This window comes from Bradyrhizobium yuanmingense, assembly GCF_900094575.1.
Taxonomy (GTDB): domain Bacteria; phylum Pseudomonadota; class Alphaproteobacteria; order Rhizobiales; family Xanthobacteraceae; genus Bradyrhizobium; species Bradyrhizobium yuanmingense.
Window position 1 is genome coordinate 633,840 of the sequence record NZ_FMAE01000005.1, and the last position, 13,204, is coordinate 647,043.

The 13,204-nt window shown below is 65.3% G+C and carries 14 protein-coding genes; 4 read left to right on the forward strand and 10 right to left on the reverse strand.

What is annotated here, in order from left to right; genetic code table 11:
• Positions 1-14 precede the first annotated feature (14 nt).
• From GA0061099_RS20435 to GA0061099_RS20470, 8 genes are all read right to left on the reverse strand, one after another.
• Complete coding sequence (locus GA0061099_RS20435) at positions 15-644, reverse strand: riboflavin synthase (RefSeq protein ID WP_074448002.1); 630 nt, start codon at positions 642-644, stop codon at positions 15-17.
• The gene (ribD, locus tag GA0061099_RS20440) at positions 644-1,792 is read right to left on the reverse strand and encodes a bifunctional diaminohydroxyphosphoribosylaminopyrimidine deaminase/5-amino-6-(5-phosphoribosylamino)uracil reductase RibD (protein ID WP_036010471.1); all 1,149 of its coding nucleotides are present in this window, start codon (positions 1,790-1,792) and stop codon (positions 644-646) included. The genes GA0061099_RS20435 and ribD overlap by 1 nt, the downstream gene beginning before the upstream one ends.
• Entirely contained in the window at positions 1,789-2,271 is a 483-nt protein-coding gene (gene nrdR / locus GA0061099_RS20445) for a transcriptional regulator NrdR (protein WP_011087793.1), read from the reverse strand. Before nrdR ends, ribD begins: the two co-directional genes overlap by 4 nt.
• Before the next feature lie 70 nt (positions 2,272-2,341).
• A complete protein-coding gene (glyA, locus tag GA0061099_RS20450; protein WP_036025480.1) occupies positions 2,342-3,640 on the reverse strand; it encodes a serine hydroxymethyltransferase in 1,299 nt (432 codons plus the stop codon).
• Between the two features lie 263 nt (positions 3,641-3,903).
• Positions 3,904-4,125 (reverse strand): hypothetical protein, encoded by a 222-nt coding sequence (locus GA0061099_RS20455; protein WP_025036694.1) that lies wholly within the window; start codon positions 4,123-4,125, stop codon positions 3,904-3,906.
• Positions 4,126-4,162: 37 nt separating this feature from the next.
• Positions 4,163-4,399: a hypothetical protein gene (locus GA0061099_RS20460; RefSeq protein ID WP_036010478.1), complete on the reverse strand. Its 237-nt coding sequence runs from the start codon at positions 4,397-4,399 to the stop codon at positions 4,163-4,165.
• Positions 4,400-4,601: 202 nt separating this feature from the next.
• A complete protein-coding gene (gene ldtR / locus GA0061099_RS20465) occupies positions 4,602-5,120 on the reverse strand; it encodes a transcriptional regulator LdtR (RefSeq protein WP_036025481.1) in 519 nt (172 codons plus the stop codon).
• A gap of 516 nt (positions 5,121-5,636) precedes the next feature.
• A complete protein-coding gene (locus GA0061099_RS20470; RefSeq protein ID WP_036025482.1) occupies positions 5,637-6,140 on the reverse strand; it encodes a DUF6163 family protein in 504 nt (167 codons plus the stop codon).
• Positions 6,141-6,278: 138 nt separating this feature from the next.
• Here GA0061099_RS20470 and hemB point away from each other — a divergent pair, with 138 nt between their 5' ends.
• From hemB to GA0061099_RS20485, 3 genes are all read left to right on the forward strand, one after another.
• Positions 6,279-7,340: a porphobilinogen synthase gene (gene hemB / locus GA0061099_RS20475; protein ID WP_036025484.1), complete on the forward strand. Its 1,062-nt coding sequence runs from the start codon at positions 6,279-6,281 to the stop codon at positions 7,338-7,340.
• Between the two features lie 231 nt (positions 7,341-7,571).
• Positions 7,572-8,114 carry an RDD family protein gene (locus GA0061099_RS20480; protein ID WP_074448003.1) on the forward strand — a complete coding sequence of 181 codons (543 nt, stop codon included), beginning with the start codon at positions 7,572-7,574 and terminating at the stop codon, positions 8,112-8,114.
• Positions 8,115-8,182: 68 nt separating this feature from the next.
• Positions 8,183-8,959, forward strand: coding sequence for an arginyltransferase (locus GA0061099_RS20485; RefSeq protein WP_036014979.1), 777 nt, complete (start codon positions 8,183-8,185; stop codon positions 8,957-8,959).
• A gap of 57 nt (positions 8,960-9,016) precedes the next feature.
• Here GA0061099_RS20485 and GA0061099_RS20490 read toward each other — a convergent pair whose 3' ends face one another.
• A complete protein-coding gene (locus tag GA0061099_RS20490; RefSeq protein WP_036014980.1) occupies positions 9,017-10,369 on the reverse strand; it encodes an Nramp family divalent metal transporter in 1,353 nt (450 codons plus the stop codon).
• Positions 10,370-10,538: 169 nt separating this feature from the next.
• Between GA0061099_RS20490 and GA0061099_RS20495 the strand changes: the two genes are divergently transcribed.
• Positions 10,539-11,783: an MFS transporter gene (locus GA0061099_RS20495; protein WP_036014982.1), complete on the forward strand. Its 1,245-nt coding sequence runs from the start codon at positions 10,539-10,541 to the stop codon at positions 11,781-11,783.
• A gap of 114 nt (positions 11,784-11,897) precedes the next feature.
• On the opposite strand, the gene GA0061099_RS20500 is transcribed toward GA0061099_RS20495, so the two are convergent.
• A complete protein-coding gene (locus GA0061099_RS20500; RefSeq protein WP_036014983.1) occupies positions 11,898-13,157 on the reverse strand; it encodes an adenylate/guanylate cyclase domain-containing protein in 1,260 nt (419 codons plus the stop codon).
• Positions 13,158-13,204: the final 47 nt, after the last annotated feature.

Genomic DNA, 13,204 nt, shown 5'->3' on the forward strand with positions numbered 1-13,204 from the left:
ATGTAAGCCAAGTTCTAAGAGACCGTCATTTCCGTCAGCCGCGCCGCGTAGCGGGCCATCAGGTCGACCTCGATATTAACCTCATCCCCCGCCTTCCAGCTGCCGATCGTCGTAACATCAAGCGTGTGCGGAATGATCAGCACCGAAAAGGTCACGTCTGCAACCGTATTGATCGTCAGCGAGACGCCGTCGAGCGTGATCGAGCCCTTGGTGGCGATGAACCGGGCCAGCTCCCGCGTCGTCGAGAGCACGAACCGCGCCATATCCGGCAAGTCCTCGCGGCTGACGATGGTTGCAATGCCATCGGCGTGGCCGGCGACGATATGGCCGCCGAGCTCATCGCCGATCTTCAGCGCGCGCTCGAGGTTGAGCCTGGTGCCGACCTTCCAGTGCTTGGCCGTCGTCAGCGCCAGCGTCTCGGCCGCGGTGTCAACGTCGAACCAGGTCCTTTGCTTGGAGTCCCTGCCATCCGAAACGCCCGAGGCAACCACGGTCAGGCACACACCGTTGCAGGCGATCGAGGCGCCGTCCGCAATCGTGCTCTGATCGTAGCGGCAGGCGATCCGCAGCCGGTGCAGCTGCCCCGGCGCCGTTGGCGTGAAGCTGACGATCTCGCCGATATCGGTGACAATGCCGGTGAACATTACGCGCGCTCGTAGATGGTGAGGTTATCCTTGCCGCAGGTCTCGCTAGCATGAACCTTGTAGGCCGGCGACTGCGTGATTTTCGACAGGGGCAATGCATCGAGCGCATCGACGCCGCCTTCGCCGACCGCTTCCGCTCCGCGGAACAGCCAGACCTCGTCGACGAGATCGGCCGCGACGAACGATGCCGCAACGCGGCTGCCGCCCTCGACCATCAGCCGTGTGATGCCCTTGTCCGCCAGCGCATGCAGCACGGCCGAAAGATCGAGCCCGGATGCACTCCCCGGAGGCATGCGCATGATTTGCGCACCGGCCGCGCCAAGGCGCGTCGCGGCGGCCGCTTCCGCAAGCTCAGACGCGATCACCCAAAGCGGCGTCTCGCGCGCGGACCGAACCAGCTGGCTCGATGCGGGAATGCGCAGGCTCCGGTCGAGCACCACACGCACCGGCGAGCGCGCCGCCATGCCCGGCAGGCGGCAGTTGAGCTGCGGATCATCCGCCAGCACCGTGCCGATGCCGACCAGGATGGCATCGCTTTGCGCGCGGAGCAGATGCACGCGGTTGCGTGCCGCCTCCCCCGTGATCGCAAGGGGCTTGCCGCCGGCCGCACCGATCTTGCCGTCAGGCGAGACCGCGAGCTTCAGGATCACATGAGGACGCTGGTCCCGGATGCGGCGGAAATGGCCGGCATGGTCGAACGCGGCCTCCGCCGCGCACAGACCGACGTCCACATTGATGCCGGCGGCGCGCAGGCGCGCATGGCCCTGGCCCGCAACTTCCGGATTGGGGTCCTCGATCGCCGCCACCACGCGCTTGATGCCGGCGGCGATCACAGCATCGGCGCAAGGCGGCGACTTGCCGAAATGCGAGCACGGCTCCAGCGTGACGTAGAGCGTGGCGCCCCGCGCTGCTTCGCCCGCCCGCCGCAACGCCTCGGGCTCACCGTGCGGACGTCCGCCTGCTTGCGTCCAGCCGCGGCCGACGATGACGCCGTCCTTGACGATGACGGCGCCCACGGCCGGATTGGGCCAGGTCCGGCCCTGCCCGCGCCGACCGAGCGCAAGCGCCAGCTCCATGAAACGGCGATCAGCATCCTTGGCCTCGCGGGCCTTCTGCGCGAACTGGTCTTCCAGGATGCGGAAGATCATTTGCGGATCGCGGCGAGCCGCGCTTCCTCCTCGCCGGAGAGCTCGCCGAGCACGTCGGCGAAATCCTTGGCCTCGCGGAAATTGCGGTAGACCGAGGCAAAGCGCACATAGGCGACGTCGTCGAGCGTGCGCAGATGCTCCATCACGGTCTCGCCGATCACCTCCGAGGAGATCTCGGCCTCGCCTCCGGTCTCGAGCTCGCGCACGATGGTGGAGACCATCTTCTCGACGCGCTCCGGCTCGACCTGCCGCTTGCGAAGTGAGATCTGCACCGAGCGCATCAGCTTGTCGCGATCGAACGGCACGCGGCGGCCGTTGCGTTTGATCACCGTGAGCTCGCGCAGCTGTACGCGCTCGAAGGTGGTGAAGCGGAAATTGCAGGCGACGCACACGCGCCGCCTGCGGATCACGGACGAGTCCTCGGTCGGACGCGAGTCCTTTACCTGCGTATCGAGACTGTTGCAGTTCGGGCAGCGCATCCGTGTGACCTTTATTTTCGCATGATCTCTTCGGAAAACCGGTACCCACTTTTCCGGATCATGCGGCGCCTTACTGGTAGATCGGGAACCGGTCGGTGAGCGCCTTGACCCGTTCCTTGACCGCAGCCTCCACCAGCGGCGCCTTGCCGTCGGAGGATTGCGCGATCGCATTGAGGACCTCGGCGATCATGCCGCCGACCTGCTGGAATTCGGCCACGCCGAAGCCGCGGCTGGTCGCAGCCGGCGTGCCGAGCCGAATGCCCGAGGTCACAAAGGGCGATTCCGGGTCGAACGGAATGCCGTTCTTGTTGCAGGTGATGGCGGCGCGAACCAGCGCCTTCTCCGAGACGTTGCCCTTCAGGCCCTTCGGCCGGAGATCGACCAGCATCAGATGATTGTCGGTGCCGCCGGAGACGATATCGAGACCATGGCCCTTCAACGTCTCGGCCAAGGCCTTGGCGTTCTCGACGATGTTCTTGGCGTAGACCTTGAAATCCGGACGCAGCGCCTCGCCGAAGGCGACCGCCTTGGCTGCAATCACGTGCATCAAAGGACCGCCCTGCAGACCCGGGAAGATCGCCGAGTTGAGCTTCTTGGTCAGCGTCTCGTCATTCCACAGCATCAGGCCGCCGCGCGGACCACGCAGCGACTTGTGCGTCGTGGTGGTGGTGACGTGCGCATACGGCACCGGGGAAGCATGCACGCCGCCGGCGACGAGCCCAGCGAAATGCGCCATGTCGACCAGCAGGTAAGCGCCGACGCTGTCGGCGATCTCGCGGAAACGCTTGAAGTCCCAGGCGCGCGAATAGGCCGAGCCGCCGGCGATGATCAGCTTCGGCTTGACCTCTTCGGCCTGCTTGGCCACCGCATCCATGTCGATGATCTGGTCCTCGCGGCGCACGGTGTAGTGCGCGGCCTTGAACCACTTGCCGCTCATGTTCACGGGCGAGCCATGGGTGAGATGGCCGCCGGCGGCGAGATCCAGGCCCATGAAGGTATCGCCGGGCTGCAGCAGCGCCAGGAACACCGCCTGGTTCATCTGGCTGCCGGAGTTCGGCTGCACGTTCGCAAAGCTGGCGCCGAACAGCTTCTTGGCACGATCGATCGCAAGGTTCTCGGCGACGTCGACCCACTCACAACCGCCGTAATAGCGCGCGCCCGGATAACCTTCCGCGTATTTGTTGGTCATGACCGAACCCTGCGCTTCCAGCACGGCCCGGCTGACGATGTTCTCGGAGGCGATCAACTCGACCTCGTGGCGCTGCCGACCGAGCTCACCCTTGATGGCGGCAGCGATTTCCGGATCGGCCTGCTCGAGCGAGGCGGTGAAAAACGAATCGGGCGCGGAGGCGGACTTGGGTGCGGTCATCTTGCGAATATCTCCACCGCCGCAGCCTTTTGGCGGGCTACGGGCGGGTCTGGTGTGGCGGTCGGAAGCACGCGCGATCTACCACATCGGCCGACCGCGGCCAAGCATTTGCGGGTCGGGCCTGATATTTATGCAAGATATGGTGGGATTGGAGGTTTTCAGCCCGGGAGCGGTCTTGCGAGATCCGCTCCCCGTCAATATCCGGGTGGGGCCGCTTTGGGCCTTATTTCTTGCCAGCTGCCGCCGGGGCAGCCGGCGTCGTTTTACAGCCCGGTATACCCCGCCTTCACGGGGTCGACGCTGCCGTCGAGCTGGCGCAGATAGGTCAGGCCGCAGACCGTCAACCTATGGGTGTCGGTCTCGCCGGCTTCCATCAGGATGTTGAGGTAGTTCGTGACCTTTTCACGCGCCTCGGCGCTGGCCGCCGCGGTGCGGTTGGCGAGCAGGTCGTAGGTCTGCATGATGCGGTCGATGGCAGCTTCCATGGCATCCTCTGGTTGGTCGGGATCTTGGGGGTTTTGATCAGGCAACCGCTCTGGCCTCGGTCTGCGCCTGGAACCGGGCGATCGCCCTGTTGGCCAGCCTGATCTTGTTGAATTCGCCCTGCTGGAGCAGCTTGACGATCAGGTGAAGCAGGCGGTCGTCGGTGACGAGAGTGTCCGGGATTGCGCCGGAGCGGCGAAGGTAGTTCGCGGCGATGGCGTAGGCCTCGCTGACGAGTTCCACGTTCATCACCCGAAGCCCGCGCTCGACCAGCATCGCCGTTTCTCCGATCCGAAGAAGATAAGCGCCGAGCCCGGAACTGGTTCCTGGCTGCCGGGGGGATTTTTTCGCAGGTGCAAAAAAATATCAACGCACCGGTCCGGGGCAACTCCGGACCAGCGCGCTTGGGGAAGTCAGGCACGTTCGGGAGGGCTGCCGGTCTTGTTGCGGGCCGGCTTCGCCCAGATCCCTTTAGAACTCAGAGGCGATAGAGGATCTGGTCGGTCCAGAACCGCTCCAGGCGGTGCAGCGACTTGTTGAGGTTCGCAAACTCGTCGCCGGAGATGCCGCCGACCTGCTCCACCGTCTTGACGTGCTTCTGGTAGAGCGCATCGACGATGCGGCGGACTTCCTGGCCCTGCGGGGTCAGGCGGATGCGCACCGAGCGGCGATCGACGCGCGAGCGCTGATGATCGAGGAAGCCGAGCTCGACGAGCTTCTTCAGATTGTAGGAGACGTTGGAGCCGAGATAGTAACCGCGCGTGCGCAATTCGCCCGCGGTCAGCTCCTTGTCGCCGATGTTGTAGAGCAAGAGCGCCTGGACCGAGTTGATGTCCGCGCGGCCGCGGCGATCGAATTCGTCCTTGATCACGTCGAGGAGCCGGCGATGCAGCCGCTCCACCAGAGTCAAAGCTTCCAGATAGAGCGACTGCACCGAACCCTGCTGGCCGGAGACGCGCTCTGCGGTATCTGCCGCAGTTGCGACGGCTTTCATCATGACACTTCCCCTGTTGTCGTTTTTATCGACACTTATTCGACGAAACTTGTGTCCCGTCTGATAGGTGCAACTTAAGAGGGGCGTTTGAAGATCGGCTTAAATAAGAGAATAAAGAGATCATGAATTTAAGACAGTGAATTGCGCATTAAGCCTGTGCCACAAGTACTTTTTGAAAGCCTCTGTTGACCTTCGCAAGGTCCTGTTCACCCTCCGTCCGCCGCTGTTGTCGCATTCCAGAACAGCCCCGCCCCGTTTCGAAACGCACGCGTAAGAGCTGTGGCGGAACCGGCTGGTCAATGAAAACTTACCGCGAATTTTAGGCAACCAGCGGTCAACCAAACGCAACATTCTCCTGTCCCGGACAAGCGCAGCAAGCGGCGCGCCGACCCGGGATCCCAGAAGCCAAAAGCGAGATATCGGAAAGATGGGCCCCGGCTCTGCAACGCATCACGCCGCAAACTTCGGCGTGCTGCATTGCGTCCGGGGCACGAGAGCGTGAGCGTGAATCTCTGCGCGCTACGGCGGCCGCTCGCGCGCGGCCATCCAGGCGAGCGCAAGATAAGCGGCAAGCATGAAGACCTCGATGCCGACCACGACGAGGCTGCCGCCGTAGATTCCCGGGAACATCAGCTCGATCACGGCCATCGACACCACGGTCGTCAGCCACACCACCGCGCCCCAGGGCGTCGCCAGCCAGAGGCCGACGGCGGCGACGAGCTCGATCACCGCGAAGTAGACCGTCGCGGCCTGCCAGGCCATCGACTGGTTCTCGAACGCCTCGTCCTCGCCGCCGACGAAGCCCGTGACCTGCGCCCAGTGATAGAGGCCTTTCAGGATCGAGAGCAGCGCCATCACCCGCAGGAACAGCACCAGCCGTCGGGTCCAGACATTGTCGTCGGACTCCGAGCGCTCCGAGGAGATCGCCGCCACTGAGAGCGCGCTCTCTCGGGCAGTGTCACGGGCAGCGTCCCTGGCATTGGCGCCGCCTTGGGCCGCATCGCGGGTGGAGATCTCGGACATGGCCCCTTCTGGCTGCTTCGGCCCGCAAAATCAATCGGCTGCCCAAGTCAGGTTCAGATCTGCCTTGCGGCAGGTCAAGCCGCGGTGACGGGAACCATGCGAGCTGGTATAAGAATAATTCCAGCCGGAGGAAGAGTGATGGCGATCAAATACGGACGTCCGATCGAATTGCGCGACGTTTCGCGCCGGGACAGCACGGCAGTGCCGCATGCCCTCGATCTGACCGTCCGTCCGCGCCGCAACCGCAAGGCCGAGTGGGCCCGGCGCATGGTGCGCGAGAACGTCCTCACCACCGACGACCTGATCTGGCCGCTGTTCCTGATCGACGGCACCAACAAGCGCGAGCAGGTCGCCTCGATGCCCGGCGTCGACCGCCTCAGCGTCGACCAGGCCGTGCGCGAGGCCGAGCGCGCGATGAAGCTGACCATCCCCTGCATCGCGCTGTTTCCCTACACCGATCCGTCCCTGCGCGACGAGGAAGGCTCGGAAGCCACCAACCCGAACAACCTGGTCTGCCAGGCCGTGCGCGCGATCAAGAAGGAGTTTCCGGAGATCGGTATCCTCTGCGACGTCGCGCTCGATCCCTTCACCAGCCACGGCCATGACGGCCTGATCTCCGACGGCAAGATCCTGAATGACGAGACGGTCGCCGTGCTGGTGCGTCAGGCCTTGGTGCAGGCCGAAGCCGGCTGCGACATCATCGCGCCCTCCGACATGATGGACGGCCGCGTCGCCGCGATCCGCGAGGGGCTGGACCGCGCCGGCCTGCTCGACGTGCAGATCATGGCCTATGCCGCGAAATACGCCTCCGCCTTCTATGGCCCGTTCCGCGACGCCATCGGCTCGGCCAAGACGCTCACCGGCGACAAGCGCACCTATCAGATGGATAGCGCCAACACCGATGAAGCGCTGCGCGAGGTCGAGCTCGACATCGCCGAGGGCGCCGACATGGTGATGGTGAAGCCCGGCATGCCCTATCTCGACGTGGTCCGCCGCGTGAAGGACACGTTTGCGATGCCGACCTTCGCCTATCAGGTCTCCGGCGAATACGCGATGATCGCCGCAGCCGCGAACAACGGCTGGCTCGACGGCGACCGTGCCATGATGGAAAGCCTGCTCGCCTTCAAACGCGCCGGCGCCGACGGTGTGCTGAGCTATTTTGCGCCGAAGGCGGCGGAGAAGCTGCGGGGCCAGACGTAAGCTGTCGTAGGGTGGGCCAAGCGAAGCGGGCCCACCGATTCATCCATCGTGTAAGTCGGCGGGCAATGGTGGGCACGGCGCAAGCGCGCCTTGGCCCACCCTAGAGGACCGCCCGATCCACCGCCCCCGAATCGCCGGAATATTTCGGCTTGCTGCCGCCCGCGCGCCCTTGGCACGGGCATGGCCTGTTCCCATGTCCTGCGGGGGGGGGCTTCGCTGGGAGAACGGTCCATGTCGTACAACTCGGGCAATTCAGGAGGCTGGCGCGATGACGGCGCCATGCAACCGCATGCCTACGACCCTGACCTGCATCCGGAACTGTTCCGGGGCGTCGCGACGCGGCGGGTGTTCGCCTTCCTGATCGACATGGTCGTGATCTCGGTGCCGGTGATCCTCGGCTACATCTTCATCGCCTTGTTCGGCGTGGTCACCCTCGGCATCGGCTGGGCGCTGTTCTGGATCGCCTGGCCGGCCTCCGTGATCTGGGCTATCGTCTATTACGGCGCCAGCATCGGCGGTGCGTCCTCCGCCACGGTCGGCATGCGCCTGATGGACCTGGAGCTGCGCACCTGGTACGGCGCGCCCGGCTACTTCGTGCTCGGCGCCACCCATGCCGTGCTGTTCTGGGTGACGGTCTCGTTCCTGTCGCCGTTCGTGGTGCTGGTCGGCCTGTTCAACGGCCGCCGTCGCCTGCTGCACGATTTCGTGCTGGGAACGGTCGTGATCAACAATTCGGTTCGCATACCCACTCCGCAGGCGGCGCGGACGTGGTGAGCTAATCGATTGACCGGGGGCTTTTGGAGCGCGATGCTGATGCCTGTTTCGGAGGCCCACGACGTCCCTTGACCCAGCACTCGCGCGACACCCCCCAGTTTTACCTCACGGCGCCCTCACCCTGCCCGTATTTGCCGGGCCGACATGAGCGCAAGGTGTTCACGCATCTGGTCGGAGACCGCGCCGGTGACCTCAACGACCTGCTCACCCATGGCGGTTTCCGCCGCAGCCAGTCGATCGCCTACCGTCCCGCCTGCGACCAGTGCCGGGCCTGCGTCTCGGTCCGAGTCATCGCCAACGAGTTCCGCCCCTCGCGCAACTTCCGCAAGGTGATGGCCCGTAACGCCGACATCATCGGCGAGCAGCGCAGCGCGGTGCCGACCTCCGAGCAATATTCGGTGTTCCGCGCCTATCTCGACGCCCGCCACCGCCACGGCGGGATGGCCGACATGACCGTGCTCGACTACGCCATGATGGTCGAGGACAGCCACGTCGAGACCCGCATCATCGAATACCGCAAGCGCGGCCCCGACAGCGGCATCACCGGCCGCGGCGAGGAGCTGATCGCAGTGGCGCTCACCGACGTTCTCAGCGACGGCCTGTCGATGGTCTATTCGTTCTTCGAGCCTGGCCAGGTCAGCCGCTCGATGGGCACCTTCATGATCCTCGACCATATCGCCCGTGCGCGACGGCAAGGGCTGCCTTACGTCTATCTCGGCTACTGGATCGAAGGCTCTAAGAAGATGGACTACAAGGCCCGCTTCCTGCCGCAGCAGCGCCTCGCCCCCTCAGGCTGGCTGCGCATCGACGCGCAGGGCGACACGGCGTCCGAGCCGCAGGATTAGTGAATGGCGAGTAGCGAATAGGATGACACCCCCCACTCGCTACTCGCCATTCGCTACTCACCCAAAAAACGTATCTGCCAGCAGCTTCAGATTCAAAATCACGATGATGCCCGCGACGATCCAGGCGACCGCGGCAACCGACATCGGGATCGCGAACTTGCCCATCTTGCGGCGGTCGGAGACGAAGCGGACCAGCGGAATCACCGCGAAAGGCAGCTGCATCGACAGCACGACCTGGCTGAACACCAGCAAATCCGCAGTGCCGCGCTCGCCGTAGATCGCGGTGACGATGATCACGGGAATGATGGCGATGCCGCGGGTCAAGAGGCGGCGCGCCCAGCTGGGCAGGCGCAGATCGAGAAAGCCCTCCATCACGATCTGGCCGGCGAGCGTCGCAGTGACCGTCGAGTTGAGGCCCGAGGCGAGCAGCGCCACCGCGAACAGCGTCGAGGCGATGCCGAGGCCGAGCAGCGGCGACAGCAGTTCGAACGCCTGCTCAATCCCGGCCACGTCGGAGTGGCCGCTCTTGTGGAAGGTCGCAGCAGCGACGACAAGGATCGCGGCGTTGATGAACAGCGCCAGCATCAGCGCGATGGTCGAGTCCGTCGTCGCCCATTTGATCGCTTCGCGCCGGCCGGTGTCGTTGCGTTCATAAGCGCGCGTCTGCACGATCGAGGAGTGCAGGTAGAGATTGTGCGGCATCACGGTGGCGCCGATGATGCCGATCGCGATGTAGAGCATGTCGGAATTGGTGAAGATCTCGCTCTTGGGCACGAAGCCCCGCAAGACCTCTGCCACCGGCGGAGCCGCCGCCGCGATCTGCACCGCGAAGCAAACGGCGATCACCACCAGCAGCGCGATGACGAAAGCCTCCAGGAAGCGGAAGCCCCGGTTCATCAGCAGCAGCAGCAGGAAGGCGTCGAGGGCTGCAATCAATGCGCCCCCGATCAGGGGAATGCCGAACAGCAGCTTCAGCGCGATCGCCGTGCCGATCACCTCGGCGAGATCGCAGGCGATGATGGCCGCCTCGCAGGCGAGCCAGAGCAGGAAGTTCACCACCCGGGGATAGGAGGCGCGGCAGGCCTGCGCGAGATCGCGGTCGGTGACGATGCCGAGCCGAGCCGCCAGCGACTGGAGCAGGATCGCCATCAAGTTCGAGATCAGGATGACGGAGAGCAGCGTGTAGCCGAACTTCGACCCGCCGGCGAGATCGGTCGCCCAATTGCCGGGGTCCATATAGCCGACCGAGACGAGGTAGCCCGGCCCGACGAAGGCCAGCAGCCGGCGCCACCAGCGGCCCGCGGCGGGAATGGCAACGGTGGAATTAACCTCAGCGAGGCTTTTGGTGGTGGGCGCATCAGCGCGCCAGCCGGCGAGGTCGGGAGTTATGTGGGGTGATCGGGCATCCATATCGGCAGAATACCCAAGTTCATTCTTATTGCAACTCATTTGCAACTGCATCTAGCGGCGGGCATTCCCGCCGCCGATCGCGGAAATCGCCTCTTGTCGGGAAGCGGGTGGGTTTGGTGGTCATCGGGGGCCAACATTGGCGCAAATTCGCCTCTACGGGATATGCGCCATGTCAACGCCGCCTCGCCTTCCTGACACTTTCAACCGCCTCGCCTGGTCCAATCTCGCAGCGCAGTCGGCCGAGCAGATCGCGCTCGCGGCAGCGCCCATCGTCGCCGTGCTGACGCTGGGGGTGGCCGAAGGCCAGACCGGCCTGCTGCAGACCGCGCTCACCCTGCCCTTCGTCCTGTTCGCCATCCCCGCCGGCGTGTTTGCAGACCGAATTTCCCGCCGCAGGCTGATGGCGAGCGCCGAGGCACTGCGGGCGGTGGCGCTCGCGGCCGTCGTGCTGCTGCTCACGCTGGGAGCCCTCAACCTGCCGCTGCTGGCCCTGCTCGGCTTCGCCGCCGTGTGCGGCACCGTCGTTTACAGCGTGGCAGCACCGGCGCTGGTGCCCTCGCTGGTGAGCTCCAACTTGTTGCCGGCGGCGAATGCGCGCATCGAGCTGGCGCGCACCATCGCCTTCGCCAGCGGGCCTGCACTCGGCGGTGCGCTGGTTGGGTGGTGGGGCGCGAGCCCGGCGTTCGGCTTTGCCGCGGCGCTCTCGGCCATCGCGGTCGTGCTGCTCTCCGGCATCTACGAGCCCGCACGTGCGCCGGCGCCCCGGCGGCATCCGCTCCAAGAGATCCGCGAGGGCGCGGCCTTCGTGTTTCACCATCCGCTGCTGCGGCCGGTCTTCATCACCCAGTTCATCTTCAACACCGGCTGGTTCCTGCAAATTGCGGTGTTCGTGCCTTACGCCGTGCGCCATCTCGGTCTGAGCGCCGCCGGTGTCGGCACGGTGCTGACGATGTACGGCGTCGGCATGGTGATCGGCGCGCTCCTCGCCACGCGCGTGATGAAGCGCATCGCCTTTGGCACCGTGGTGGGGCTCGGCCCCGTCACCGGCTTTGTCGCCGCCTTGGTGATGGCGCTGACGGTGCTGGTCCCCTCGCCCTGGCTCGCGGGCTTGAGCTTCTTCCTGCTCGGCGTCGGCCCGATCCTATGGGTGATCTCGACCACGACGCTGCGCCAGTCCGTGACGCCGCCGCGCCTGCTCGGCCGCGTCTCCGCCATCAACATCATGAGCTACGGCGCCCGCCCGCTCGGTTCAGTGCTGGGCGCGCTCGTCGGCGGCCTCTGGAGCGCGGAGGCATGCCTCTATCTCGCCGCGGCGTTATTCGGCGTGCAGGCGCTGGTGATCCTGCTGTCACCGGCAGTGGGACTGGACCGGCAGCCAGACATGGTGGGAGATGAGGTGGCGGCGCGGTGCTGACCACAAGTGCATTGCGAGGAGCGTAGCGACGACGCAATCCAAGGTCCCTCCGTTGAGGGACCCTCGATTGCTTCGCTGCGCTCGCAATGACGGCGCCTGTTGAGGCCGCGGAGACTAACCCGCCAGATAGCGCTCGTAGCTGCCCCTGACCGGCTCGCTCGCGTCGACTTCCGGATCGAGCGTGTAGAGATCCTGCGCGCGGCCGATGCCGCGCAGCGCGTAGCGGCCGGTGGAGACGAGATAGCGGCGGCCGGCGGCATCTAGGCCCTTGTAGAATTCGGACGAGGCCAAGAGCTCGCGATCCACCGAGCGGCTCATCGAGGCGATGCGGCTGACCTCGTTGACGGTCGGGCCGACCACGGTGAAATCAAGCCGGTCCTCGCTGCCGATATTGCCGTAGAAGACCTCGCCGACATGCAGGCCGATATAGGCTGACGTGGTCGGACGGCCCTCCGCCGCCCGCCGTTCGTTCAGCGCAGCGACATTCTTGCGGAACAGGTGCTCGGCGCGGAGCGCGGCCCGCCGCGCATCCGCCATGTCCTCGCCCCAGAACATCGCGAGCACGCCGTCGCCGATCAGCTTCAGTACGTCGCCGCCGGCTTCGTGGATCGGATCGATCACGGCCTGCGCATAGTCGTTGAGGAACGGGATGATCTCGTCGGGACCGATGCTCTCGCTGATGCCGGTCGAGCCGCGCAGGTCCGAATACCAAAGCACGGCATTGATGCGCTCGGTGACGCCGCGCGAGATGCGCCCGCGCAGCACCTGCTCGGAGGCGTCGCGGCCGAGATAGACCCGGCCGAGCGTGCGCGCGATGTCGACCTGCTGCGCCGACTTGATCGCGAGCCCCAACACCGGAACCAGATCGCGCAGCGCTTCCAGCTCCAGTCCGGAGAACCCGCTCGCGCGGCGGGTGGTCCAGCAGGAATAGAGGCAATCCATCAGGCCAAGCGCGCCGTTCTCGCCGAAGCGGTGGACGAAGGCGAGATAGTGCTTGTGGCCCTTCTCGGCGAGCTCGCCGATCTGCGAGAAATCCATCGACGGCGCATCGGCGAGATCGATCACCATCTCGTCGTGGCCATTCTCGAGCATGTGGAAGAACACCGAGCGGCGCCAGCTCTTGGCGGCGTCGCCGTCGGCGGTCGAGCCGTATTCGAAGGCATCGCTCTCGTTGCTGGGACGATCGCTCCAGCGGAAGCCGCGGCCTTCATAGATCGGATGCAGCGTGTCGATGACGACGAGGCCACGCGACAGTTCCAGCCCCTCGGCGCAGCAACGCTCGCAAAAGCCGCGGAGCAGTTCAATTTCAGGCAGGCCCGTGAGCCCCTGGCCGGTCAGCCAGTTCATCAGCGTAAGGCGCGAGGTCAATTGCATGCGCCATTATGGCGTGCATTCGTGACGAGCGGAAGGCGGATGTCTGC